Source organism: Amycolatopsis viridis (genome assembly GCF_011758765.1).
GTDB classification, from domain to species: domain Bacteria; phylum Actinomycetota; class Actinomycetes; order Mycobacteriales; family Pseudonocardiaceae; genus Amycolatopsis_E; species Amycolatopsis_E viridis.
In genome coordinates this window covers 4,637,218-4,660,187 of the sequence record NZ_JAANOU010000001.1, presented here as the reverse complement: position 1 = coordinate 4,660,187, position 22,970 = coordinate 4,637,218, and the positions used below count along the sequence as shown (strand labels likewise).

Genomic DNA, 22,970 nt, shown 5'->3' with positions numbered 1-22,970 from the left:
CTGATGGCGCAACTTCGCGAGCTCCGGGCAAAGATCCGGGCGACGAAATCGATCGGCAAGATCACCAAGGCGATGGAGCTGATCGCCACCTCGCGGATCGGCCGTGCGCAGGCACGGGTCGAGGCTTCGCGCCCGTACGCCACGGAGATCACCAAGGTGCTCTCCGCCCTGGCGGGCGGGGCCGCGAGCCTCGACGACCCGTTCCTCGTGCAGCGGCCGAACCCGAAGCGGGCGGCCGTGCTGGTGGTGACCAGTGACAAGGGCCTGTGCGGTGGTTACAACACCAACGTGCTGCGGGCGACCGAGGAGCTGCTTTCGCTGCTGCGGTCCGAGGGCAAGGAACCGCTGGTCTACGTGATCGGCGGCAAGGGCCTGAACTACTACCGGTTCCGGGGCCGCGAGGTGGCCGGCAGCTGGACGGGCTTCTCGGACCAGCCGCACTACGAGAACGCCGCGGCGGCGGGGGACACCCTGACCAAGGCGTTCCTCGCCGGTGCGGACGACACCGGGACCGGTACGGGCGAGGACGGCGTGCTCGGCGTGGACGAGGTGCACATCGTGTACACCGAGTTCAAGTCGATGCTGACCCAGACCCCGGTCGCGAAGCGGATGGCACCGCTGGAGATCGAGTACGCCGAGGAAGGTGCCGAACCCGCTCCGGGCGACATCCTCCCCGCGTACGAGTTCGAGCCCAGCGCGGACCGGCTGCTGTCGGCCCTGCTGCCGAAGTACATCAACACGCGGATCTTTTCGGCACTGCTGGAGTCGGCCGCTTCCGAGCTGGCCGCCCGCCGCACCGCCATGAAGTCGGCGTCGGACAACGCCAAGGACCTCGTGGACACCTACACCCGGCTGGCCAACCAGGCCCGGCAGGCCCAGATCACGCAGGAGATCAGCGAAATCGTCGGTGGGGCCGATGCGCTCGCCGCTGTAGGAAGTGATGAGTAGATGACCACCACTGAAACCCGGACCAAGGGCCGGATCGTCTCGGTGACCGGCCCGGTCGTCGACGTGGAGTTCCCGCGCGGCGCTGTGCCCGAGCTGTTCAACGCGCTCAAGGTCGAGGTCGAGTTCGAGCAGCTGCGCAAGACCGTCACCCTCGAGGTGGCGCAGCACCTCGGCGACAACCTCGTCCGCACGATCTCGCTGGCTCCCCAGGACGGTCTCGTCCGCGGCGCCGAGGTGATCGACACCGGCGCCCCGATCTCGGTGCCGGTCGGCGACGAGGTCAAGGGCCACGTCTACAACGCGCTGGGCGACTGCCTCGACCAGCCGGGGTACGGCGCTGACCTGGAGCGCTGGAGCATCCACCGCAAGCCGCCCGCGTTCGACCAGCTCGAGGGCAAGACCGAGATGCTGGAGACCGGCCTCAAGGTCATCGACCTGCTCACCCCGTACGTGCAGGGTGGCAAGATCGGCCTGTTCGGCGGTGCCGGCGTGGGCAAGACGGTGCTGATCAAGGAGATGATCACCCGTGTCGCCCGCAACTTCGGTGGCACCTCGGTGTTCGCCGGTGTCGGCGAGCGCACCCGTGAGGGCACCGACCTGTTCCTGGAGATGAGCGAGGACGGCGTCATCAACGACACCGCGCTCGTGTTCGGCCAGATGGACGAGCCGCCGGGCACCCGTATGCGGGTCGCGCTGTCCGCGCTGACGATGGCGGAGTACTTCCGCGACGTCAAGAACCAGGACGTGCTGCTGTTCATCGACAACATCTTCCGGTTCACCCAGGCCGGTTCCGAGGTGTCGACCCTGCTGGGCCGCATGCCGTCGGCCGTGGGTTACCAGCCCACGCTGGCCGACGAGATGGGTGAGCTGCAGGAGCGGATCACCTCGACCAAGGGCCGGTCGATCACCTCGATGCAGGCGATCTACGTGCCGGCGGACGACTACACCGACCCGGCCCCGGCCACCACGTTCGCCCACCTGGACGCCACCACCGAGCTGTCGCGGTCGGTGTTCCAGAAGGGCATCTTCCCGGCCGTGGACCCGCTGGCCTCCACCTCGACGATCCTCGACCCCGCGATCGTCGGTGAGGACCACTACCGGGTGGCGTCCGAGGTCATCCGGATCCTGCAGAAGTACAAGGAGCTGCAGGACATCATCGCGATCCTCGGTATGGACGAGCTGTCCGAAGAGGACAAGCTGACCGTGCAGCGGGCCCGCCGCATCGAGCGGTTCCTGTCGCAGAACATGCTCGTCGCCGAGCAGTTCACCGGCCAGCCGGGCTCGACCGTGCCGCGCGCGGAGACCGTCGAGGCGTTCGACAAGATCGCCAAGGGCGAGTTCGACCACTACCCGGAGCAGGCGTTCCTGGGCATCGGTGGCCTCGACGACCTCGAGAAGAAGTACAAGGAACTCACCGGCAAGTGATGTCGGGACGACGGCGGGGCGGGGGTCCTTTGTGGACTCCCACCCCGCCGTTGTCGTAACCGGTCGCGAACCTATTAGACTGCGCTCATCGCGCGGGAACGAAGGAGAACCACGTGGCTGAGATGACCGTCGAGCTTGTCGCCGTCGAACGCCGTCTCTGGTCCGGTCAGGCGACGTTCGTGGTCGCGCAGACCACCGAGGGTGAGATCGGCTTGATGCCGGGCCACGAGCCGGTACTCGGTCAGCTCGTCGAGGGTGGCGTCGTCAAGGTGACGACCACGGACGGTGAGACCGTGCGTGCCGCGGTCCACGGTGGGTTCCTCTCCGTGACCGCCGAGCGGGTGAGCATTCTCGCCGAGTCGGCCGAGCTGGCCGAGGAGATCGACGTCGAGGCCGCCCGCTCCGCGCTGGGCGCCGAGGACGAGGCCGAGCGCGCCAGAGCGACCGCTCGGCTCCGCGCGGCCGGTCAGTCGGTCTGATCGGGCGACGAGCGGGAGCCGGCCGTGGAAATCGCCCTCGTTGTCCTGGTCGTCCTGCTCGGTCTTGCCGTTCTCGCCTTCTGGTACAGCCTGCGGTGGGTCCGGATGCGCCGCAACGGCGGTGTGAGCGTCGCGTTGCGATGGGACCCGGACAACACGCGCGCCGGCTGGCACCTGGGCATGGGTCGTTACGAGGGTGAAGTGTTCGCCTGGTACCGGGTGTGGGGCTTGCGCAGCGGCCCGGACCGGGTGTTCGAACGCGAAATGCTGATGATCGCCGACCGGCGCGACCCGGTCGGTACCGAGGCGTACGCGGTGCCCTCGGACGCCACGGTCCTGCGCTGCGAGTCCGCAGGCCAGAAGCCCATCGAGATCGCGATGGGCCCGGACGCGCTCACCGGGTTCCTGTCCTGGCTGGAGTCCGCGCCGCCGGGCCGCCAGGTGCCGCGAGCTTCCTGATCTAGCCCGGAGCGAACCGGCGCACCCACCGGCGTTGCCCCGGCGTTTCGACCGCCCGGGGGTGGTGGTGCCGCCGCGCCCAGGCGACGGCCTCAGCGGGGTCGACGCCGCTCAGCACGGCGAGGCAGGCGATGACCGTGCCGGTCCGCCCGACCCCGCCGCCGCAGGCGACCTCGACCGCTTCGCCCGCGCGCGCCCGCTCGTGCAGGGCGCGGATCTCCCGGACGGCGGCGTCCTGGTCCCGGGGCAGCCGGAAGTCCGGCCAGTCCAGCCAGGTGTGCGGCCACTCCAGGCGGGCGTCGTGCTCGCGGCGCAGCCGCGCAGAGCCCAGGTAGAGGCCGAATCGGGGCGCCGGGCCAGTGGGTTGTGGGTGGCGCAGGCCGCGCCCGCGGACCCAGGATCCGTCCGGCAGCCGGATGCTTCCCGGCAGCGTCGCATCGTCGATCACGGCACCAACCTAGAACGCCGCGCCGACGGCGGGTATGAGGGTGTGTTGCTGAGGGGCGGCGCCGTCAGTCCTCGCCGCCGGGCTTCCACAGCACGTCGCCCTCGGGGTTGGCCAACCGGGCCAGGATGAAGAGCAGGTCGGACAGCCGGTTGAGGTACTTCACGGCCAGCGCGTTCGTCCGGTCCGGATCGGCCTCGACGAGCGCCCAGCCGGCCCGCTCGGCCCGGCGGCTCACCGTGCGGGCCTGGTGCAGGAACGCCGCGCCGGGCGTGCCGCCCGGCAGGATGAACGACGTCAGCTTGGGCAGGCGCTCGTTGAACCGGTCGCACCAGCCTTCCAGCCGTTCGATGTAGGCCCCGGTGATCCGCAGCGGCGGGAACTCCGGATCGGGCACCACCGGCGAGCACAGGTCGGCGCCGACGTCGAACAGGTCGTTCTGCACGTGCCGCAGGACCGCGGCGATCTCCTCGTCCAGACCGCCCATCGCGAGCGCCAGCCCGACCACCGAGTTCGTCTCGTCGACGTCGGCGTAGGCCGCCAGCCGCGGGTCGGTCTTGGGCACGCGCGACCCGTCGCCGAGCGCCGTCGTTCCGTTGTCGCCGACCCTGGTGTACACGCGGTTGATCCGTACCGGCATGGGCAGAACTCTACGACTGTTCGAACATCCGCATGGCCTCCGGCACGTCGAAACACACCGCCGGATCGAGCCGGGCCCGCAGTTCCCGCACCAGCGCCCGGCCACCGCGCCAGTCGCCGGGCCGCACGCTGATCGCCCCGCCGTGGCGCCCGAACAGGTGCAGGATCGGCAACTGCCCGTCGGTGTGCTCGATCCCGGCGCCGGCCAGGTCGTCGAACCGCACGACGGCCGCCGGCACGGTGTTCGGGCCGTAGTAGGTGGCCAGGCCGTCCTCACCCACCACGAGCCGGTAGCCGCGTGGCGTCGTGGCACCGACCAGCGCGCGTTTCATCTCGCGTCCGGGCGGCGCGGGCAGCGGGCTGCCGGGCAGCTCCGGCAGGTCGCGCGGGACGTGCGACTCCGGGACGCACAGCACCAGCCGCCCGGCCAGGTCACGGGCCGCCGCCGCGACCGCGGCCGGGTCCAGGCCGGCCAGCACGCGACGCTGGTGCTCGGCGGCCGAGGGCCACCCCGTCAGCTCACTCATCGCCGCGTCGAACGCCCGGGACACCGCGAACTCGCGGTCCGCGATCTCCTCGGCGAGCCCGGCCCGGTCCACGGCCAGCTCCTCCTCCGTCGGCCCGCCGCGGCCCAGCTCGGCCAGCTCGGTGCGGATCGCCTCGGCCACCCGCGCGACGTGCCGGTCCGGCACGTCGGCGCCGAACCCGAGCGCCGCCCGGCGCGGGCCGACCATCTGGTGGTCGAACGCGATGTCGTAGACCAGGCCCTCGAGGTGCCGCAGCCGGTCGGTGAGGCGGTGGATGAGCACCCCGGCCGCGCACGCCGTCTCCGCGGTCCAGTCGACCAGCGCGCAGCCCACCACGCCGTTGGGGACGGTCGTGTAGGCGGGCGTGGGCAGGTCGAACGGCGGGACATCGACCGGCTGCCGTGGCGGCCCGTCGGGCAGGGGGAGTGTCAGATCCGCCGGGGGCGGCCCGGACAGCACGAGCGCGGCGTTGCCGCGGTGGAACCAGCGCGCGCACCACTCACGCACCTGCTGCGGGCCGGCGGTGACGGCCGCCAGCTGGACGTTGCCGGCCAGCCCGAACGCCCGGTTGCCGAACCACAGCGCGGACGGCAGCCACGCGGTCACCCCGGGACCGTCGGTGCCGCGCTCCTCGGCCAGCAGCACTCCCCGCTCCAGCCGCAACGGGCCGGTGTCCAGCTCGGCCAGCGACTCGCACACGCGCCGCAGGTGCCCGCTGACGGTCTCCGGCGCGCTGCTGACGTCGAAGCTGGTGCAGAGGACCCCGGTGGTGGCGTTGTTCTCGTAGCGGCTGGTGCGCACGCGCCGCATCGCCAGGTGCTCGACGAGGTGCGTGACGCCGGTCTCGAGGAACGACTCGTGCGCGAGGCCGACCCCGAACAGCAGGCTCGCGCTGAGCCTGCCGGGCTGGCCGGTCCAGAAGACCGGGACCCCGTCGATCTCGGTGCGGTGCACCTCGGGCAGCGACGGAGACGCCGGTGGGGTCAACATTTCGCTCAAGGGTCCCCCAGTCGGGTGCGAAGCCGGGCACATGATCGCCGGAAAAGAGCACGGTGTGAGACACGATAGTGCGAACCCCGTCGCCCTCCGTTATGTCCCGCCCCTCCGTTCGAGTGCCCGAACCGGCAGGCATGATGGCGGCCATGAGCGAGCACTTCGACGTGCACGGTGGTGCGCGGCTGGTGGGCGAGGTCGAGGTCGTCGGGGCCAAGAACAGCGTTCTCAAGCTGATGGCGGCCGCCCTCCTCGCCGAGGGCACCACGACGATCACCAACTGCCCGCAGATCCTCGACGTCCCCCTGATGGCGGACGTGCTGCGCAGCGTCGGGTGCGAGGTGGTCCTGGACGGCGACACCGCGAAGATCACGACCCCGCCCGAGCTGTCGCACCGGGCCGATTCGCCCGCGATGGGCAAGCTGCGTGCTTCCGTCTGCGTGCTCGGGCCGCTGGTGGGGCGCCTCAAGCGGGCCGTCGTCGCGCTGCCCGGTGGCGACGCGATCGGGTCGCGTCCGCTGGACATGCACCAGAACGGGCTGCGTGCGCTCGGCGCGACCAGCACCATCGAGCACGGCTGTGTGGTGGCCAAGGCCGACGAGCTCAAGGGCGCGCAGATCTGGCTGGACTTCCCGAGCGTCGGGGCGACCGAGAACATCCTGATGGCCGCGGTGCTGGCCGAGGGCACCACGGTGATCGACAACGCCGCGCGGGAACCGGAGATCGTCGACATCTGCGTGATGCTCAACCAAATGGGCGCGCGGATCGAGGGTGCCGGCACTTCCACGCTGACCGTGCAGGGCGTGTCCGAGCTGCACCCGACCGAGCACCGGGTGATCGGCGACCGGATCGTGGGCGCGACGTGGGCGTTCGCCGCGGCGATGACCCGGGGCGACGTGACCGTCAAGGGCGTCAACCCGCACCACCTGGACCTGGTGCTGGAGAAGCTGCGGATGGCCGGCGCCGACGTGACCACGTTCGACGACAGCGGGTTCCGGGTCGTGCAGAACGACCGGCCCAAGTCGGTCGACTTCGTCACGCTGCCCTACCCGGGGTTCGCCACCGACCTGCAGCCGTTCGCCGTCGCGCTCTCCGCGGTGTCCGAGGGCACGTCGATGATCACGGAGAACGTGTACGAGGCGCGGTTCCGGTTCATCGAGGAGATGGTCCGCCTGGGCGCCGACGCCCGCACCGACGGCCACCACGCCGTGGTGCGCGGGGTCGACAAGCTGTCCAGCGCGCCGGTCTGGGCCTCAGACATCCGCGCCGGCGCGGGCCTGGTCCTGGCCGGGCTGTGCGCCGACGGGATCACCGAGATCTGGGACGTGTTCCACATCGACCGCGGATACCCGTACTTCGTCGAGAACCTGAACCGGCTGGGCGCCCGCGTGGAGCGGGTGATCGGCGCGGCGGAGCGCTGCTGAGCACGATGCCGGCCTGGCTGGCGCTGCCGCCGGAGGGACTGTCGCGCGCGGGATACGAGGCGCTGCCGGAGGAGGTGCGCCGGTGTCTCGAAGTCGTCGACGGCGCGGTCGTCGTCCGGCCGGCGCCGCCCTCCGAGCACGAGCGGGTTCTCGGCCGCCTGGCGACTGTGCTGACGGAGGTCTGCGGACCCGATTGGGAGGTCGCCATCCGCGTCGACCTCCGGCTCCGGGAGCGACCGCTGCTCAACCGCAGGCCGGATCTCGTCGTGCACCGTTCGTCGCGCGGGGGTGCGCCGGCGCCTGAGCGGTGCATCCTGATCACCGAGGTGGTGTCCCGCGATTCCGCGACCGTGGACCGGAGGGGCAAGCCGGTGCAGTATGCGGCGGCGGGTGTTCCGCCCTACTGGCGTGTCGAGGGCGTGGACCGGGGTGAGGTTTCCCTGTTCCGCTACCGCCTCGACCCGACCACGCGGGTCTACGCCCCGGCGGGTGTGGACACCGGCAAGGCGACCGTTGCCGAGCCGTTCGCGGTCACGCTCGACCTGGCCGCCCTGCTCTGACTCACTCCACGGCCAGCCCGATCCCGAAGCCGATCAACGCGGTGCCGGTGAGCCCGTCCAGGGTGCGGCGGACGCGTCGCCGGCTGAGCCAGCCGCTCACCCGGCGCACCACGGCCAGCAGCATCAGCTGCCACACGGTGCCCACCACCAGCACGGTGTAGGCCAGCAGCAGCGCCTCGCCGGCCCCGGTCGTCGCCGGGTCGAGGAACTGCGGCAGCACGGACAGGTAGAACGCGATCACCTTCGGGTTGGTGATGTTCGACAGGAAACCCTCGCGGAACCGGCGCAGGCCGCTCGCCCGGCGGCGTTCCAGCGCGTCGAGCGTCTCGTAGTCGCCGCGCCGCGCCCCGCGCAGGGCCTGGAACCCGAGCCAGCACAGGTACGCCACACCGGCCCAGCGCACGCCCTCGAACAGCGGCCGCACCTGCACGATCAGCGTGCCCAGCCCGAGCCCGACGGCGGTGGCCTGCACGAAGTTGCCCAGCGCGATGCCCGCGCACGTGAACAGCCCGCCCCGCGCACCGCCGGACAGGGCGTTCTTCAGCACCACCATCGTGTCCGGACCCGGCAGCGCCGCGATGATCAGCGCGAACACCAGGTAGCTCAGGTACAGACTCCACGTCACGTCTGCCAGGCTAACTCCAGCACCCCGGGCGACGTCAGGTCATTTTGCACCAGTGACGTGCGTCCTTGCGGGGCTGCACGCGAAGTTACCGCCCAGTACGCTCTGGGTGTCGTTCCGCAGGAGGTGCACCAATGCCCTACCCCACCGACCGTGACCGGGACCGGCCCTGGGTCATGCGCACCTACGCCGGGCATTCGTCGGCCGCAGCCTCCAACGAGCTCTACCGCCGCAACCTCGCCAAGGGGCAGACCGGCCTGTCGGTGGCCTTCGACCTGCCCACCCAGACCGGCTACGACCCGGACCACCCGCTCGCCCGGGGCGAGGTCGGCAAGGTCGGGGTGCCCGTCGCGCACCTGGGCGACATGCGCCGCCTGTTCGACGGCATCCCGCTGGCCGAGGCGAACACCTCGATGACGATCAACGCGCCGGCGATGTGGCTGCTCGCGCTCTACGTCACCGTCGCGCGGGAGCAGGCCGACGCGGCGGGCCGCGACCGGGACGAGGTGCTCGCCCAGCTCACCGGCACCACCCAGAACGACATCATCAAGGAGTACCTGTCCCGCGGCACCCACATCTTCCCGCCCGCGCCGAGCCTGCGGCTGATCACCGACGTGATCGCCTGGACGGTGCACCACGTCCCGAAGTGGAACCCGATCAACATCTGCAGCTACCACCTGCAGGAGGCGGGCGCGACCCCGACGCAGGAGGTCGCCTACGCGTTGTCCACCGCGATCGCCGTGCTGGACGCGGTGCGCGACTCCGGTCAGATCGAGCCGGCCGACATGGCCAGGGTGGTCGGCCGGATCTCGTTCTTCGTCAACGCCGGTGCCCGGTTCGTCGAAGAGATGTGCAAGATGCGCGCGTTCGCCCGGTTGTGGGACGAGATCACGCGCGACCGGTACGGCGTCACGGACCCGAAGGCGCGCCGGCTCCGCTATGGCGTCCAGGTCAACTCGCTCGGGCTGACCGAGGCGCAACCGGAGAACAACGTGCAGCGGATCGTGCTGGAGATGCTCGGTGTGGCGCTGTCCCGCGACGCGCGGGCCCGCGCGATCCAGTTGCCGGCGTGGAACGAGGCGCTCGGCCTGCCGCGCCCGTGGGACCAGCAGTGGGCGCTGCGCATGCAGCAGGTGCTCGCCTACGAGACGGATCTGCTGGAGTACGAGGACATCTTCGCCGGATCGCACGTCGTCGAGTCCAAAGTAGACGAGATCGTCGCGGGTGCGCGCGCCGAGATTGAGCAGGTGCAGGATCTCGGTGGTGCGGTGGCCGCGGTGGAGAGCGGATACCTGAAGTCCCAGCTGGTCTCCTCCCTTGCCGAGTACCGGCGCGAGGTGGAGTCCGGTGAGCGGGTCATCGTCGGGGTCAACCGGTTCGCCACCACCGAGCCGAGCCCGCTGCAGGCCGAGGGCGCCGAGGCGATCGAGACCGTCGACCCGGTGGTGGAGGAGCAGGCCGTCGCGGCGCTGGCCCGCTGGCGTGCCGAGCGTGACCAGGCCGTGGTCGACGCGTCGCTGACGCGCCTGCGGGAGGTCGCGAAGACCTCCGCGAACCTGTTCGAGGCCACCCTCGCCTGCGCGGCGGCCGGCGTGACCACCGGGGAGTGGGCGGGGGCGCTGCGCGAGGTGTTCGGCGAGTACCGGGCACCCACCGGCGTGTCCGCGGCAGCGATGTCCGGGGACGCGGGCGAGCTGTCCCGGGTGCGCGACCGGGTGCGGGCGACCGGCGAAGAGCTGGGTGAGAAGCTGCGGATCCTCGTCGGCAAGCCCGGGCTGGACGGCCACTCCAACGGTGCCGAGCAGGTCGCGGTGCGCGCCCGGGACGCCGGGTTCGAGGTGATCTACCAGGGCATCCGGCTCACCCCGGAGCAGATCGTGGCGGCCGCGGTGCAGGAGGACGTGCACGTCGTCGGTCTGTCGGTGCTGTCCGGTTCGCACCTCGAGGTGGTGCCGCAGGTGGCCGACGGGCTCCGCGCCGCCGGCGCCGGGGACATCCCGGTGATCGTCGGCGGCATCATCCCGCCCGGGGACGCCCGGCTGCTCCGCGAACGCGGCGTCGCCCGCGTCTTCACGCCGAAGGACTACGAGCTGACCGGGATCATGGACGAAATCGTCACGGTGATCCGGGAACGCCACGAATTGCCCCAGGACTGAGCCACTTCTGTCACGGTCCGTACCTCTTGTCCACACCCAACGTTGATCTCTATCCGATAACAGCACGTGGCGATCTCATTGCTTCTTTTGACCGTTCCGATCGGAGCACCTACGTTCGGTGAACCGGCCGAACCGAACAAGGGGTGCGACGAAGATGACGCACGGTCAGTGGACGCGACGGGACTTCTTCCGGCGATCGGCGGTTCTGGGCGCCGCCGCGGTCGCGGGGCCGACCTTGTTGGCGGCCTGTCAGAGCACGGGGAGCGGTGACACGCTCCAATCGGCGAAGAACGCGAAAACGATCCGCATCGGCATTGCCAACGAGGCGCCGTACGGTTTCGCCGACACCTCCGGAAACACCACGGGTGAGGCGCCGGAAGTGGCGCGCGCGGTGTTCAAGGGCATTGGGATCGACACGGTGCAGGCCAACGTCGTACCGTTCGACCAGCTGATCCCGGCGCTCAACGCCAAACAGTTCGACGTGGTGGCCGCCGGCATGAACATCACGCCGGCGCGCTGCAACGCGGCGTTGTTCTCCGATCCCGACTACTCGGCGCTCACCGCGCTGCTGGTGCCCAAGGGAAACCCGCAGGGCATCAGCACGCTCGCCGACGTCGCCGCCAAGAAGGTCAAGCTCGCGGTGCTCTCGGCTGCGGTGGAGAAGGGCTTCGCCACCGCAGCCGGGGTGACCGACGACCAGATCGAAACCCTGGACACGCAGGACAACATGTTGCGCGCGGTGACCACCGGGCGCGTTTACTGCGCAGCGCTGACCGACATCTCACTGAAGTGGCTGGTGAAGCAGAACCCGAACGCCGGGGTCGAGGTGACCCCGGGCTTCCAGCCCACGCAGAACGGGCAGCCGGTGCAGACCGCGGGTGGTTTCGTGTTCCGCAAGGACGACACCTCACTGCGGGACGCGTTCAACGCGCAACTGCGAACGCTGCACGACAACGGGGAATGGCTCCGCATCGCGTCGCCGTTCGGGTTCGACCAGAGCAACCTGCCCAAGGCCGGGCTGACCACCGACAAACTCTGCTCGGCCTGACGCTCGAGAGCGGGGACGCGTCGTGTCCGGCTCGACTGGCAACATCATCAGCACCATCCTCAGTGGACTCGGCGCGACCGTGGCCGCGGCGGCCGGTGGTATCGCGCTGACCATCGTGCTGTCCTTCCTCGCCGGGCTCGCGATGCTCTCGCGGTCGCGCGCGGTGCGGTTCGTCAGCCGGGTGTACGTGGAGGGCTTCCGCGGCACGTCCGAGGTGGTGCAGCTGTTCTGGCTGTACTTCGTGCTGCCGGCCCTGGTCGGGTTCAAGCTGGTCCCGTTGTTCGCCGGCATCATCGTGCTGGGGCTGAACCACGGCGCCTACGGTGCAGAGGTCGTCCGTGGCGCGGTGCAGTCCGTGCCGCCCGCGCAGCGGGAAGGCGCGGTCGCGCTGTCGTTCAGCCCGGCGCAGCGGATGGTCCGGGTGATCCTGCCGCAGGCCGTCGTGGAGATGCTGCCGCCGTTCAACAACCTCTTCATCCAGCTGATGAAGAGCACGGCGCTGCTGTACTTCATCTCGGCCGGGGAGATCACCGAGAAGGGCGAGCTGCTGCGGCCGGTGTACGGCAGCCAGCTGGTGCTGATCTACGGCGTCGAGCTGATCTGCTACCTGGTGATCGCCGTCGTGATCACCGTGGTCATGCGCCTGACCGAACGCGTGCTCGCCGGACGGCTCGGGCGGGAGCCGCCCAAGCGGGACAAGGCGTTCGCCAAGGTGGGGGTGACCACCTGATGACCTGGCACTGGGACTACGTCTCCGAATCGATCCCGCTGCTGCTGATGGGACTGCTGGTCACCGTCGAGCTGACCGTGCTCGGCTCGCTGGTCGCCTACGTGCTGGGGCTGGTGCTCGCCCTGCTCCGGCGCGCGCGGATCCCGGTGCTGAGCCAGCTGGTGTACCTGTTCATCGAGGTGGTGCGGTCGACTCCGCTGCTGATCCAGGTGTTCTTCATCTTCTACCTGCTCTGGCCGGCGCTCGGCGTGACGCCGTCGGCGTTCCTCACCGGCGTGATCGCGCTCGGCATCCACTACGCGACCTACACCGCGGAGGTGTACCGGGCCGGCATCGACGCGGTCCCGAAAGGACAGTGGGAGGCCGCGACCGCGCTGAGCATCCCGCGCGCCCGGGTGTGGACCGGGATCGTGCTGCCGCAGGCCGTGCCGCGCGTGCTGCCCGCGCTGGGCAACTACATGATCTCGATGTTCAAGGAGACCCCGCTGCTGCTCAGCATCGGCGTGCTCGAGGTGCTCAACCGCGCCAAGGAACAGGGCGCGCAAACCTTCCAGGTGCTCGAGCCGTACACGCTGGCCGGCATCCTGTTCCTGCTGATCAGCTACCCGTCGTCGATCCTGGTGCGAAGGTTGGAACGCCGTGTCGGACAGCTCTGAGATGATCCGGTTCGAGGGGGTCGTCAAGAAGTTCGGCGACCAGGTGGTGTTGCGGGAGCTGAACTTCACGGTGCGCCCGGGCGAGTTCGTGACGCTGATCGGGCCCAGCGGGTCGGGCAAGACCACGATCCTGCGGTTGCTGATGACGCTGGAGCAGGTGAACGCCGGCCGCATCTACGTCGGCGGGGAATGCCTGTCGCACGTGGAGAAGAACGGCCGGTTCGTGCCGGCGGGGGAGAAGCACCAGCGCCGGATGCGCCGGCGGATCGGGATGGTCTTCCAGCAGTTCAACCTGTTCCCGAACATGAAGGTGCTGCAGAACGTGACCGAGGCGCCGATCCGGGCGCTCGGGCTGCCGCGCGTGGACGCCGAGCAGCGCGGCCGGGAGCTGCTGGAGATGGTCGGGCTGAGCGACAAGGCGGACGCCCACCCGTCCCAGCTCTCCGGCGGGCAGCAGCAACGCGTGGCGATCGCCCGGGCGCTCGCGATGCGGCCCGAGGTGCTGCTGCTGGACGAGGTGACCTCCGCCCTGGACCCCGAGCTGGTGGCGGGGGTCCTCAAGGTGCTCAAGGAGATCGCCTCGACCACGGACATCACGTTCCTCTGCGTCACCCACGAGATGCAGTTCGCGCGGGACGTGTCCGACCGCGTGCTGATGTTCGACCACGGGCAGATCATCGAGGACGCGCCGCCGGAGAAGCTGTTCACCGACCCGGACCACGAGCGGACCCGGGAATTCCTGCACGCGGTGCTGGACCGGGGCTGAGCGGCACCGCCCGTCCGCCGCCAGGGGGAAGCGCGACGCCGGCGCGCGGGGTAGCGTCGGACCATGGCCGAGTACGAGCACATCCTGGTCAAGCGCGACGACGCCACGGTCACGATCACGATGAACCGGGCTGCCCGGCGCAACTCCCTGTCGGAGGCCCACCTGGCCGAGCTGCTGGCCGCGTTCGAGGAGACCGCCGCCACCGACGCGACGGGCATCGTCCTCGCCGGGGCGGGGCCGGTGTTCTCGGCGGGGCACGACTTCGGTGACGTGGCCGCCCGCGACCACGACGGCGTGCGGCGGCTGCTGACGCTGTGCACGCGCCTGATGCGGACGATGGAGTCGGTGCCGCAGGTCGTCATCGCGCGGGTGCACGGGCTGGCGACCGCGGCCGGCTGCCAGCTGGTCGCCTCGTGCGACCTCGCCGTCGCGGCGGAGTCGGCGGGTTTCGCGTTGCCCGGCGGCAAGGGCGGCTGGTTCTGCCACACGCCGGCGGTGCCGGTGGCGCGGGCGATCGGGCGCAAGCGGCTGATGGAGCTCGCGCTCACCGGAGACGTCGTGGACGCGGCGACGGCGCTGGAGTGGGGCCTGGTGAACCGCGTGGTGCCGGACGCCGAGCTGGACTCGGCGGTGACCGACCTGCTCGCCCGCGCGACGCGCGGCAGCCGGGCCAGCAAGGCGCTCGGCAAGCAGACCCTCTACGCCCAGCTGGACCGCCCGGAGGCGGACGCGTACGCGATCGCGGTCGAGGTCATGGCCGCGGCCTCCCAGACCCCTGCGGCCCGCGAGGGGATGGCGGCGTTCCTGGAGAAGCGCAAGCCGGAGTGGCCCGCCTGACAGCGCACCTCCCCCCGCCCCCGCCGTCGTGTTCGCCGGTCCGGGCGTCGTGTTGGCCGGTCCGGGCGTCGTGTTGGCCGTTCCGGTCGGCGTGTTGGCCGTTCCGGTCGGCGTGTTCGCCGCTCCGGTCGGCGTGTTGGCCGCTCCGGGCGTCGTGTTGGCCCGCGAGCGTCAGGCGTGGGTGTCCCCACCCGGGACAGTCCGCGGGTGGGGACAGTCTGCCCGGGGGCGCGGTTCCGCGCTGTGGGATCGAATCCACGCGATCGGATGACCGGCACCTCGCTGCGTTGACCTCGCCGAGTTGCCGCCATAAGCACGACGGGTGATCTTCCGACGGCGTGGGGCGCAGCTGGCTGTCATCGCCGTCGTGCAGGTTCTCGCGATGAGCCTGTGGTTCTCCGCCTCCACCGTCGTGCCGGCGTTGCGGGTCGACTGGAGCCTGTCCCGGGAGGCGGGGATCCTGCTGTCGGTCACCGTGCAGCTCGGGTTCGCCGCCGGGGCCGTCGTGTCCGCCGCGTTCAACCTCGCCGACCGCATCGAGCCGCAGCGGCTCCTCGCCGGCGGCGCGGCCCTGGGCGCGTCCGCGACGGCCGCCTTCCCGCTGGCCGGTCCGGCCGCCGCCGCTCCACTGCGCTTCCTGACCGGCTTCGCGCTCGCCGCCGTCTACCCGGTCGGCATGAAGATCGTGGTGTCCTGGTTCCGCCTCGCCCGTGGTCTCGCGCTCGGCGTACTGGTCGGCGCGCTGACCGTGGGCTCGGCGTTGCCCGGCCTGCTCACCGGTATCGGCAGCTGGCGGGCCGTCCTGGACGTCGCCGCGGCGCTCGCGCTCCTCGCCGCCCTCGTCGCCGTCGTCTGCGTGCGGCCCGGCCCGGACTGGCAGCCGGCCCCGCCCTGGGAACCGCGTTACCTGCTGCGCATGGTCCGCGCCCGGTCGCAGCGGCTCGTCTGCCTCGGCTACTTCGGACACATGTGGGAGCTGTACGCGCTGTGGGCGTGGCTGCCCGTCTACCTCGCGGCCGCCGGGACCGGCAGCGCGTTCGCCGTCATCGGTCTCGCGGGCGCGGCCGGTTCGCTGCTCGGCGGACTGCTGTCCGACCGCGCCGGACGCACCGCGGTCACCATCGGCGCCATGCTGCTCAGCGCCGGATGCGGCGTGCTGTCCGTCGCGGCCTGGGGCACCCCGCTGCTGGTCCCGCTGCTGTTCCTCTGGGGCGCGGCCGTGATCGCCGACTCCGCCCAGTTCTCCGCGGCGCTGTCCGAAGTGGCCGATCCCCGTTACGTCGGCACCGCCCTCACCGCGATGACCGCCGCCGGGTTCGTCGTCAGCGCGGTCACCATCCAGCTGCTCCCGCCGCTCGCCGACGTCACGGGCTGGCGCGACGCGGTGGCCCTGCTGTCGATCGGCCCGGTGCTCGGTGCTCTGGCGATGAGCGGCGTTCGTGCAGCAGCAGGAGCCCGTACGCCGCGATCGACTGCGCGTCAGTGACCTCCCCGCGCTCGATCATCTTCTCGAACTCGGCGCGGCTGAACCAGGCGGTCCGCATGTCCTGTTCCTCGTGCTCGCGCTCGTGCGGTCCCTCGATCAGGCCGGTGGCGAGGTAGACCCGGCCGCGCTGGCTGGACATGCCGGGCGCGACGTCGAGCCGGCCGAGATCGATCAGCGATCCGGCGACCAGTCCGGTCTCCTCCCGCAGCTCCCGGGCGGCCAGTTGGAGCGTGTCCAGCTCCGCCAGGTCCGGCGCGGTGCCCTGCGGGAACTCCCATCGCCGCAGGCCCAGCGGGTACCGGTACTGCTCCACCAGGTGCAGCCGGTCGCCGTCGAGCGGGACCACGAGCGCGTAGTCGGGCTTGTCCACCACGCCGTAGATGCCGTGCGAGCCGTCCGGGCGGCGGATGTCGTCCTCGCGCACGGTCATCCAGTTGTTGCGGTACACCTCGCGGGAGCCGAGCCGTTCGATGGGATCCACGCGACCAGTCTGCCGAAGCATCTTCTACCCTCGCCGGGTGCGTCTCGTGATCGCTCGATGCCAAGTGGACTACGCCGGCCGGCTGACGGCCCACCTCCCCATGGCCACCCGGTTGCTGCTCATCAAGGCGGACGGCTCGGTGTCGGTGCACTCCGACGATCGCGCCTACAAGCCCCTGAACTGGATGAGCCCGCCGTGCTGGCTGATCGAGGACGGTGACATCTGGACCGTGCAGAACAAGGCCGGTGAGAAGCTCGTCATCACGATCGCGGAACGGATCGACGAGATCAGCCACGACCTCGGCGCCGAGCCGGGGTTGCAGAAGGACGGTGTCGAGGCGCACCTGCAGGAGCTGCTGGCCGAGCACATCACCACCCTCGGCGAGGGCTACACCCTGGTCCGCCGGGAGTACCCGACGGCGATCGGGCCGGTGGACATCCTCGCCCGGGACGCCGACGGCGGTTCGGTGGCGGTGGAGATCAAGCGGCGTGGCGAGATCGACGGTGTGGAACAGCTCACCCGGTACCTGGAGCTGCTCAACCGCGACCCGCTGCTCGCCCCCGTGCAGGGCGTGTTCGCCGCGCAGCTGATCAAGCCGCAGGCCCGCACGCTCGCCGAGGACCGCGGCATCCGCTGCCTCACGCTGGACTACGACGCCCTGCGTGGCACCGAGTCCGACGACCTCCGGCTGTTCTGACCCGGCTCCCGGCGGCCCCCGCCCGGCGCACCCGCGCCGCGCGGGGGCCGTCGTGCGTCCGGGGGTTCCGAGTTGCGGCTGGTAACGCTGCGGGGTTGGGTGATCACGAATTTGATTTCGACACGGTCAAGTCGCGCCTGTTGATGTGCACAGCCGGGCTACCGCGTAGTAATGTGCGTTTGTCACTCGATCGTGGTGATTTTTGTTCGGAGATGTTGGACTTCCCGGAGGTGCATCGGTGCATGTCCTAGCCGCAGCGAACCTGCGACTTGATGCGCACGCGATCGACTACGTGTTGCTCGCGTTCTACTTCGTGCTGGTGCTCGGCATCGGCTACCTGGCCCGCAAACAGGTGTCGAGCAGCATCGACTTCTTCCTTTCCGGACGGTCGCTGCCGGCGTGGGTCACCGGGCTCGCCTTCATCTCCGCCAACCTCGGCGCCATCGAAGTGATGGGGATGTCGGCCAACGGTGCGCAGTACGGCCTGCCGACCGCCCACTACTTCTGGATCGGCGCGATCCCCGCGATGCTGTTCCTCGGCATCGTGATGATGCCGTTCTACTACGGCTCCAAGGTCCGCAGCGTGCCGGAGTTCATGCGCCGCCGCTTCGGCACCGGCGCCCACCTGACCAACGGCATCAGCTTCGCCCTGGCGCAGATCCTCATCGCAGGGGCGAACCTGTACCTGCTGGCCAGCGTGGTGAACCTGCTGCTCGGCTGGCCGATCTGGCTCTCGATCGTCATCGCCGCGGTCATCGTGCTCGCCTACACCGCGCTCGGCGGCCTGTCCGCGGCGATCTACAACGAGGTGCTCCAGTTCTTCGTCATCGTCGCCGCCCTGGTGCCGCTGACCATCGTCGGCCTCTACAAGGTCGGCGGCTGGAGCGGCCTGGTCGACAAGGTGACGAACAGCCCCGGCGGCGCCGAGCAGCTGACCTCCTGGCCGGGTAACCAGCTGACCGGGTTCAGCAGCAACTTCCTGTCGGTCCTCGGCCTGGTGTTCGGACTCGGGTTCGTGCTGTCGTTCGGCTACTGGACCACGAACTTCGTCGAGGTCCAGCGCGCGATGGCGTCGAAGAGCATGTCGGCCGCGCGCCGCACCCCGATCATCGGTGCCTTCCCGAAGATGCTGATCCCGTTCATCGTGATCATCCCGGGCATGATCGCCGCGGTCACGGTCACCGAGCTGCAGGGCGCCAACAAGCAGGCTCTGCTCGGCGGCGGTTCCGCACCCAGCGGCGCGACCTTCAACAACGCGCTGCTGCTGCTCATGCGTGACCTGCTGCCCAACGGGGTGCTGGGCGTCGCGATCGCCGGCCTGCTCGCCTCGTTCATGGCCGGCATGGCGGCGAACCTGAGCTCGTTCAACACCGTGTTCACCTACGACCTCTGGCAGACCTACATCAAGAAGGACAAGCCGGACTCGTACTACCTGAACATGGGACGCTGGGTGACCGCGGGCGCGACGGTCCTGGCCATCGGCACGGCCGCCATCGCCTCCCAGTACTCCAACCTGATGGACTACCTGCAGCAGCTGTTCTCGTTCTTCAACGCGCCGCTGTTCGCCACGTTCATCCTGGGCATGTTCTGGAAGCGGATGACGCCGAAGGCCGCGTGGATCGGTCTGCTGGCCGGCACCGCGTCGGCCATCGTGGTGTTCCTGCTCGCCGAGACCGGCGTGTGGGACCTGCCCGGCCAGGGCGCGAGCTTCATCGGTGCCGGTGCCGCCTTCGTGGTCGACATCGTCGTCAGCGTCGCCATCACCGCGGTGACGCAGCCGCGCCCGGACGCTGAACTCGTCGGCCTGGTCTACTCGCTGACCCCGAAGGAGTCGCGCCGGCACGCCACCACCGGTGCGGACGCGGGCTGGTACCGCAACCCGGGCCTGCTCGCGGGCATCGTCCTGGTCGTCACGATCGCGCTGAACATCGCCTTCTAGGAGGTTGGCAGACATGGCTAGCGAAACCCGCGTGCGCACGCGCCGGGCCGGCGCGTTCGACATCCGGCTGATCATCGCGTTGCTGACCGGCGTGTACGGCGTGGTCCTCACCGTCATGGGCATCGCGTTCACCGACGACGCGGACCTGCGCAAGGCGGCGGGTGTGAACATCAACCTGTGGGCCGGCATCGGCCTGCTGGTGTTCACCGCCCTGATGGCGCTCTGGGCTCTCACGCGGCCGATCCGGGTCCCGGTGACGGAAGGGGACGAGACCGGGGCGGAATAGGCAGGTTCCCCACGAGCCGGCGGGGCCGGGCGGCTACGGTGCATCGCGTGTTCCGTGTCGCCCGGCCCCGCCGTTTCGTGCTGCTGGTCCTGCTCGCCCTGACCGTGTCCGCGTGCGGCCCCGACCTGGCCAAGCAGAACTTCCCCCGCACCACGGTCACCGAGAGCAGCGTGGCCCCGGCGCCGGTGGACGACCCGGCGGTGCGGCTGGACGCGCTGCGCACCGTCGACCCGTGCCAGATCTTGCAGGGCGACACGGTCACCGGCGTCGGCGCACCGGTAGCCGAAAGCCTCTATCCCCGGGGCCTGGACGGGTGCGGCATCCACGTGACCGACGCCGGCGGGAAGGAAGCCCGGCTGTCCCTCACCATGGGCGAGCTCATCGACTCGACGTCCCAGCAGGCCGGCGCGGTCGACGGTCTGCCCGTCGTCGAAAATGACCTGGACGACCCGGACACGCCGGAGAACGAGGGGTGCATCGTCTCGGTGCTCACGGACAGCGTGGCCGGGCTGGGCATCGCCGTCCAGGTCACCTACGTCGGCGGCGACGCCTGCGGTGCGGGGCTGACGGTGCTGCGCGAAGTTGTCCGCAAGGTGCACGCCGGGCCGCCCCAGCAGCGGCGCCCGGCGAACTCCGCGGTGTCCCTCGACCCGTGCGCGCTCGCCGACACCGCCGTGGTGACCGAGGTCCTCGGCCGCGCCACCGCCAAGCCCGTCGGCCTGCACGACTGCAACTGGACCGGCGGCACCGCCGACGGCTGGCTGCGGATCTCGCAGACCGTCAAGCCGTCCGAGGACGAGAACGGTTCCCGCATCACCCTCGCTGGTGGCATCACGGCGTACCAGAAGAAGGAGACCAGGTCTGGCAGCAGGTGCACCATTGCCTGGACCCATCTGGAGACCGGCGACGAGGGTGAGGTCGTCAAATTCGAGTACGACAATTACCACGATGACGCCGCCGGGGACGATTCGTGTGGCAAAGCCCGGCGAATTGTCGACACGATCCTGCCCAAGCTGCCCAGGGCCTGATAGGAAGAGTGCGACGACGGAGTCAGGAGGCGGGCATGAAGAAGATCATTAACGATCCGGCGGACGTGGTCACCGAATCGCTGCGCGGGATGGCCGCCGCGCACGCGGACATCCTGCGGGTCCAGGAGGACCCGAACGTGGTGGTCCGCGCCGACGCGCCCGTGGCGGGAAAGGTCGCGGTCATCTCCGGCGGCGGATCCGGGCACGAGCCGCTGCACGGCGGGTTCGTCGGTGCCGGCATGCTCGACGCGGCCGTACCGGGCGCGGTGTTCACCTCGCCCACCCCCGACGCCGTGCAGGCCGCGATCTCGGCGACCACCGGCGAGGCGGGCGCATTGCTGATCGTCAAGAACTACACCGGGGACGTGCTGAACTTCGAGACCGCGGGTGAGCTGTCCGCGGCCGAGGACCTGGACGTGCGCAGCGTGGTGATCGACGACGACGTGGCGGTGGCGGACTCGACGTACACGGCCGGGCGCCGCGGTGTCGGCGGCACCGTGCTGCTGGAGAAACTCGCGGGCGCGGCGGCCGAACGCGGCGACTCGCTGGACGCGGTCGAGGCGCTGGCCCGCAAGATCGTCGGCCAGGTCCGCTCGATCGGGGTCGCGCTCACCGCTCCCGTCGTGCCGCACGTCGGTGAGCCGAGCTTCGACCTCGGTGCCGACGAGATCGAGTTCGGCATCGGCATCCACGGCGAGCCGGGCCGGGAGCGCATCCCCGCCGAGCCCGCCGACGCCCTGGTGGGGCGGATGGTCGGCGCGATCGTCGACGACCTGCCGTTCGAGCGCGGCGACCGGGTGCTGCTGTTCACCAACTCGATGGGCGGCACCCCGCTGGTCGAGCTGTACCTCGCGCACGGGATCGCCGAGCGGCTGCTGGCCGATCGGGGCATCATGGTCGAGCGCCGGCTGGTGGGGCCGTACATCACCAGCCTGGAGATGCAGGGCATCAGCCTGACCCTGCTCAGACTCGACGACGAGCTGACGGAACTGTGGGACGCGCCGGTGAACACCGCCGCACTGCGCTGGAAGGCATGAAGACATGGGATGCACGCCCGACGGCGTCGTGAACGCCCTGCGGGACGCGGCGGCCACGATCGCCGAGCACCGCGCCGAGCTGATCGCCCTCGATCGCGCGATCGGGGACGGGGACCACGGCGAGAACATGAACCGTGGGTTCCAGGCGGTGGTCGCCGCGCTGGATGGCGGGGCGCCCGAGACCCCGGGCGCGGTGCTCAAGCTCGTGGCCACCACGTTGATCTCGAAGGTGGGCGGCGCCGCCGGACCGTTGTACGGCACGGCTTTCCTGCGTGCGGCCACGGTGGTGTCGAGCCAGCCGGAGCTGGGCGCGGCGGAGATCGTCGCCGCGCTGCGGGCCGGGCTGGAGGGCGTCCAGGCGCGGGGCAAGGCGGTCGAGGGCGACAAGACGATGGTGGACGCCCTGCTGCCCGCGGTCGCGGCCGCGGAGAAGGCGGCCGGTGGCGATGTCGCGGCGGTCCTGGCCGCGGCTGCCGAGGGCGCCGCGGCCGGTGCCGAGTCCACTGTGGATCTGGTCGCCCGGAAGGGGCGTGCGTCCTACCTCGGCGAGCGCAGCGCGGGACACCTCGACCCGGGCGCCCGTTCGACGGCGTTGCTGCTCGAGGCGTTCGCGAAGGCGGCCCGATGAGCGTCGGCCTGGTTCTGGTGTCGCACAGCGCCAAGCTCGCCGAAGGGGTTGCCGAGGTCGCCGAGCAGATGGCGCCGGACGTGACGATCGTCCCGGCGGGCGGCATGCCCGGTGGTGGCATCGGCACGGACTACGACTCGGTCGTCGCCGCCGTCCAGCGCGCGGATTCCGGGTCCGGGGTCGTGCTGCTCTACGACCTGGGCAGCGCGCAGATGACGGCGGAGCTCGCGGTCGAGTCGCTGGCCGACCCGGAGGCCGTGGTGGTCGCGGACGCCCCGCTGGTGGAGGGCACGGTCGCCGCCGCGGTGGCGGCGCAGAACGGGGCCGACCGCGCCGGCGTGCTGGAGGCCGCGTCCGCGGCCGGGGCACCACCGGAACTCGCGTCCGCCGCGCCGGAACCGTCCGGGGACAGCGTGGAGCTGACGCTGAGCAACGAGGTGGGCCTGCACGCCCGGCCGGCGGCGGTCCTGGCCCGCGGCCTGGCCGGCATCGAGGCCGACGTGACCGTCCGGCTGGGCGATCAGGAGGCCGACGCGCACAGCGTGCTGGCGCTGATGTCGCTGGGCGCGCGGAAGGGCGACCGGATCCAGGTCCGCGCCGCCGGCCCTCAGGCCGCCGAAGCGCTGCGCGTCGTGCAGGAGATGGTGGCGGACAACTTCGGCGAACCCGCCTGA

General features: G+C 70.7%; 24 protein-coding genes and 1 pseudogene. 20 read left to right on the top strand and 5 right to left on the bottom strand.

Features of this window, described 5'->3' with window-relative positions; translation table 11 throughout:
• The 4 genes from FHX46_RS23070 (at position 1) to FHX46_RS23055 (ending at position 3,311) form a co-directional block, all read left to right on the top strand.
• Positions 1-948 carry a F0F1 ATP synthase subunit gamma gene (locus FHX46_RS23070; RefSeq protein WP_167121624.1) on the top strand — a complete coding sequence of 316 codons (948 nt, stop codon included), beginning with the start codon at positions 1-3 and terminating at the stop codon, positions 946-948.
• Complete coding sequence (gene atpD / locus FHX46_RS23065) at positions 949-2,373, top strand: F0F1 ATP synthase subunit beta (protein ID WP_167099060.1); 1,425 nt, start codon at positions 949-951, stop codon at positions 2,371-2,373. It begins immediately after the preceding gene.
• Between the two features lie 113 nt (positions 2,374-2,486).
• The gene (locus FHX46_RS23060) at positions 2,487-2,852 is read left to right on the top strand and encodes a F0F1 ATP synthase subunit epsilon (protein ID WP_167099057.1); all 366 of its coding nucleotides are present in this window, start codon (positions 2,487-2,489) and stop codon (positions 2,850-2,852) included.
• Between the two features lie 24 nt (positions 2,853-2,876).
• Positions 2,877-3,311, top strand: a complete 435-nt coding sequence (locus tag FHX46_RS23055; protein ID WP_167118818.1) for a DUF2550 domain-containing protein — start codon at positions 2,877-2,879, stop codon at positions 3,309-3,311.
• 1 nt (position 3,312) lies between these two features.
• Here FHX46_RS23055 and FHX46_RS23050 read toward each other — a convergent pair whose 3' ends face one another.
• From FHX46_RS23050 to FHX46_RS23040, 3 genes are all read right to left on the bottom strand, one after another.
• Complete coding sequence (locus FHX46_RS23050; protein WP_167118816.1) at positions 3,313-3,759, bottom strand: protein-tyrosine phosphatase family protein; 447 nt, start codon at positions 3,757-3,759, stop codon at positions 3,313-3,315.
• 64 nt (positions 3,760-3,823) lie between these two features.
• Positions 3,824-4,396, bottom strand: a complete 573-nt coding sequence (locus FHX46_RS23045) for a cob(I)yrinic acid a,c-diamide adenosyltransferase (RefSeq protein WP_167118813.1) — start codon at positions 4,394-4,396, stop codon at positions 3,824-3,826.
• Between the two features lie 10 nt (positions 4,397-4,406).
• Entirely contained in the window at positions 4,407-5,912 is a 1,506-nt protein-coding gene (locus tag FHX46_RS23040; protein WP_167118811.1) for a M16 family metallopeptidase, read from the bottom strand.
• 152 nt (positions 5,913-6,064) lie between these two features.
• On the opposite strand from FHX46_RS23040, the gene murA reads away from it, so the two are divergent.
• Together murA and FHX46_RS23030 are read left to right on the top strand one after the other, a co-directional pair.
• The gene (gene murA / locus FHX46_RS23035) at positions 6,065-7,339 is read left to right on the top strand and encodes a UDP-N-acetylglucosamine 1-carboxyvinyltransferase (RefSeq protein WP_167118809.1); all 1,275 of its coding nucleotides are present in this window, start codon (positions 6,065-6,067) and stop codon (positions 7,337-7,339) included.
• Positions 7,340-7,344: 5 nt separating this feature from the next.
• Positions 7,345-7,899 (top strand): Uma2 family endonuclease, encoded by a 555-nt coding sequence (locus FHX46_RS23030; protein ID WP_167118805.1) that lies wholly within the window; start codon positions 7,345-7,347, stop codon positions 7,897-7,899.
• Between the two features lies 1 nt (position 7,900).
• Here FHX46_RS23030 and FHX46_RS23025 read toward each other — a convergent pair whose 3' ends face one another.
• Positions 7,901-8,524, bottom strand: coding sequence for a LysE family translocator (locus FHX46_RS23025; protein WP_167118803.1), 624 nt, complete (start codon positions 8,522-8,524; stop codon positions 7,901-7,903).
• 131 nt (positions 8,525-8,655) lie between these two features.
• Here FHX46_RS23025 and FHX46_RS23020 point away from each other — a divergent pair, with 131 nt between their 5' ends.
• From FHX46_RS23020 to FHX46_RS22990, 7 genes and pseudogenes are all read left to right on the top strand, one after another.
• The gene (locus FHX46_RS23020) at positions 8,656-10,677 is read left to right on the top strand and encodes a protein meaA (RefSeq protein WP_167118801.1); all 2,022 of its coding nucleotides are present in this window, start codon (positions 8,656-8,658) and stop codon (positions 10,675-10,677) included.
• Positions 10,678-10,831: 154 nt separating this feature from the next.
• A complete protein-coding gene (ehuB, locus tag FHX46_RS23015; RefSeq protein WP_167118798.1) occupies positions 10,832-11,725 on the top strand; it encodes an ectoine/hydroxyectoine ABC transporter substrate-binding protein EhuB in 894 nt (297 codons plus the stop codon).
• A 22-nt stretch (positions 11,726-11,747) separates the two neighbouring features.
• The gene (ehuC, locus tag FHX46_RS23010; RefSeq protein ID WP_167118795.1) at positions 11,748-12,455 is read left to right on the top strand and encodes an ectoine/hydroxyectoine ABC transporter permease subunit EhuC; all 708 of its coding nucleotides are present in this window, start codon (positions 11,748-11,750) and stop codon (positions 12,453-12,455) included.
• Positions 12,455-13,111, top strand: coding sequence for an ectoine/hydroxyectoine ABC transporter permease subunit EhuD (gene ehuD, locus FHX46_RS23005; protein ID WP_167118792.1), 657 nt, complete (start codon positions 12,455-12,457; stop codon positions 13,109-13,111). The genes ehuC and ehuD overlap by 1 nt, the downstream gene beginning before the upstream one ends.
• A gap of 1 nt (position 13,112) precedes the next feature.
• Positions 13,113-13,877, top strand: a complete 765-nt coding sequence (ehuA, locus tag FHX46_RS23000; protein ID WP_167121623.1) for an ectoine/hydroxyectoine ABC transporter ATP-binding protein EhuA — start codon at positions 13,113-13,115, stop codon at positions 13,875-13,877.
• Positions 13,878-13,940: 63 nt separating this feature from the next.
• The gene (locus FHX46_RS22995) at positions 13,941-14,714 is read left to right on the top strand and encodes an enoyl-CoA hydratase-related protein (RefSeq protein WP_167118790.1); all 774 of its coding nucleotides are present in this window, start codon (positions 13,941-13,943) and stop codon (positions 14,712-14,714) included.
• Between the two features lie 322 nt (positions 14,715-15,036).
• Positions 15,037-16,035 (top strand): annotated as a pseudogene (locus FHX46_RS22990) (MFS transporter); the annotation flags it as partial.
• 43 nt (positions 16,036-16,078) lie between these two features.
• Here the strand turns inward: FHX46_RS22990 and FHX46_RS22985 are convergent.
• Entirely contained in the window at positions 16,079-16,672 is a 594-nt protein-coding gene (locus FHX46_RS22985) for an NUDIX hydrolase (RefSeq protein ID WP_313886293.1), read from the bottom strand.
• Between the two features lie 46 nt (positions 16,673-16,718).
• Between FHX46_RS22985 and nucS the strand changes: the two genes are divergently transcribed.
• The 7 genes from nucS to dhaM all read left to right on the top strand — a co-directional run bounded on the left by nucS (position 16,719) and on the right by dhaM (position 22,970).
• Positions 16,719-17,378: an endonuclease NucS gene (gene nucS, locus FHX46_RS22980; RefSeq protein ID WP_167099020.1), complete on the top strand. Its 660-nt coding sequence runs from the start codon at positions 16,719-16,721 to the stop codon at positions 17,376-17,378.
• Between the two features lie 238 nt (positions 17,379-17,616).
• Entirely contained in the window at positions 17,617-19,317 is a 1,701-nt protein-coding gene (locus FHX46_RS22975; protein WP_167118784.1) for a sodium:solute symporter family protein, read from the top strand.
• A gap of 13 nt (positions 19,318-19,330) precedes the next feature.
• On the top strand, positions 19,331-19,603 hold the full coding sequence (locus FHX46_RS22970) for a hypothetical protein (RefSeq protein ID WP_167118781.1): 273 nt from the start codon (positions 19,331-19,333) through the stop codon (positions 19,601-19,603).
• Positions 19,604-19,650: 47 nt separating this feature from the next.
• The gene (locus FHX46_RS22965; protein WP_313886227.1) at positions 19,651-20,631 is read left to right on the top strand and encodes a DUF3558 domain-containing protein; all 981 of its coding nucleotides are present in this window, start codon (positions 19,651-19,653) and stop codon (positions 20,629-20,631) included.
• Between the two features lie 35 nt (positions 20,632-20,666).
• Positions 20,667-21,668: a dihydroxyacetone kinase subunit DhaK gene (gene dhaK, locus FHX46_RS22960; protein ID WP_167118778.1), complete on the top strand. Its 1,002-nt coding sequence runs from the start codon at positions 20,667-20,669 to the stop codon at positions 21,666-21,668.
• Positions 21,669-21,672: 4 nt separating this feature from the next.
• Positions 21,673-22,296 carry a dihydroxyacetone kinase subunit DhaL gene (dhaL, locus tag FHX46_RS22955; RefSeq protein ID WP_167099009.1) on the top strand — a complete coding sequence of 208 codons (624 nt, stop codon included), beginning with the start codon at positions 21,673-21,675 and terminating at the stop codon, positions 22,294-22,296.
• A complete protein-coding gene (dhaM, locus tag FHX46_RS22950) occupies positions 22,293-22,970 on the top strand; it encodes a dihydroxyacetone kinase phosphoryl donor subunit DhaM (protein WP_167118775.1) in 678 nt (225 codons plus the stop codon). The genes dhaL and dhaM overlap by 4 nt, the downstream gene beginning before the upstream one ends.

Bases quoted from the DNA above. Each gene is read 5' to 3' on its own strand.
- atpD (WP_167099060.1), top strand. From the start codon at position 949: ATGACCACCACTGAAACCCGGACCAAGGGCCGGATCGTCTCGGTGACC.
- FHX46_RS23045 (WP_167118813.1), bottom strand. From the start codon at position 4,396: ATGCCGGTACGGATCAACCGCGTGTACACCAGGGTCGGCGACAACGGA.
- FHX46_RS23040 (WP_167118811.1), bottom strand. From the start codon at position 5,912: ATGTTGACCCCACCGGCGTCTCCGTCGCTGCCCGAGGTGCACCGCACC.
- murA (WP_167118809.1), top strand. From the start codon at position 6,065: ATGAGCGAGCACTTCGACGTGCACGGTGGTGCGCGGCTGGTGGGCGAG.
- FHX46_RS23030 (WP_167118805.1), top strand. From the start codon at position 7,345: ATGCCGGCCTGGCTGGCGCTGCCGCCGGAGGGACTGTCGCGCGCGGGA.
- FHX46_RS23020 (WP_167118801.1), top strand. From the start codon at position 8,656: ATGCCCTACCCCACCGACCGTGACCGGGACCGGCCCTGGGTCATGCGC.
- ehuB (WP_167118798.1), top strand. From the start codon at position 10,832: ATGACGCACGGTCAGTGGACGCGACGGGACTTCTTCCGGCGATCGGCG.
- ehuD (WP_167118792.1), top strand. From the start codon at position 12,455: ATGACCTGGCACTGGGACTACGTCTCCGAATCGATCCCGCTGCTGCTG.
- ehuA (WP_167121623.1), top strand. From the start codon at position 13,113: ATGATCCGGTTCGAGGGGGTCGTCAAGAAGTTCGGCGACCAGGTGGTG.
- FHX46_RS22995 (WP_167118790.1), top strand. From the start codon at position 13,941: ATGGCCGAGTACGAGCACATCCTGGTCAAGCGCGACGACGCCACGGTC.
- FHX46_RS22970 (WP_167118781.1), top strand. From the start codon at position 19,331: ATGGCTAGCGAAACCCGCGTGCGCACGCGCCGGGCCGGCGCGTTCGAC.
- dhaK (WP_167118778.1), top strand. From the start codon at position 20,667: ATGAAGAAGATCATTAACGATCCGGCGGACGTGGTCACCGAATCGCTG.
- dhaL (WP_167099009.1), top strand. From the start codon at position 21,673: ATGGGATGCACGCCCGACGGCGTCGTGAACGCCCTGCGGGACGCGGCG.
- dhaM (WP_167118775.1), top strand. From the start codon at position 22,293: ATGAGCGTCGGCCTGGTTCTGGTGTCGCACAGCGCCAAGCTCGCCGAA.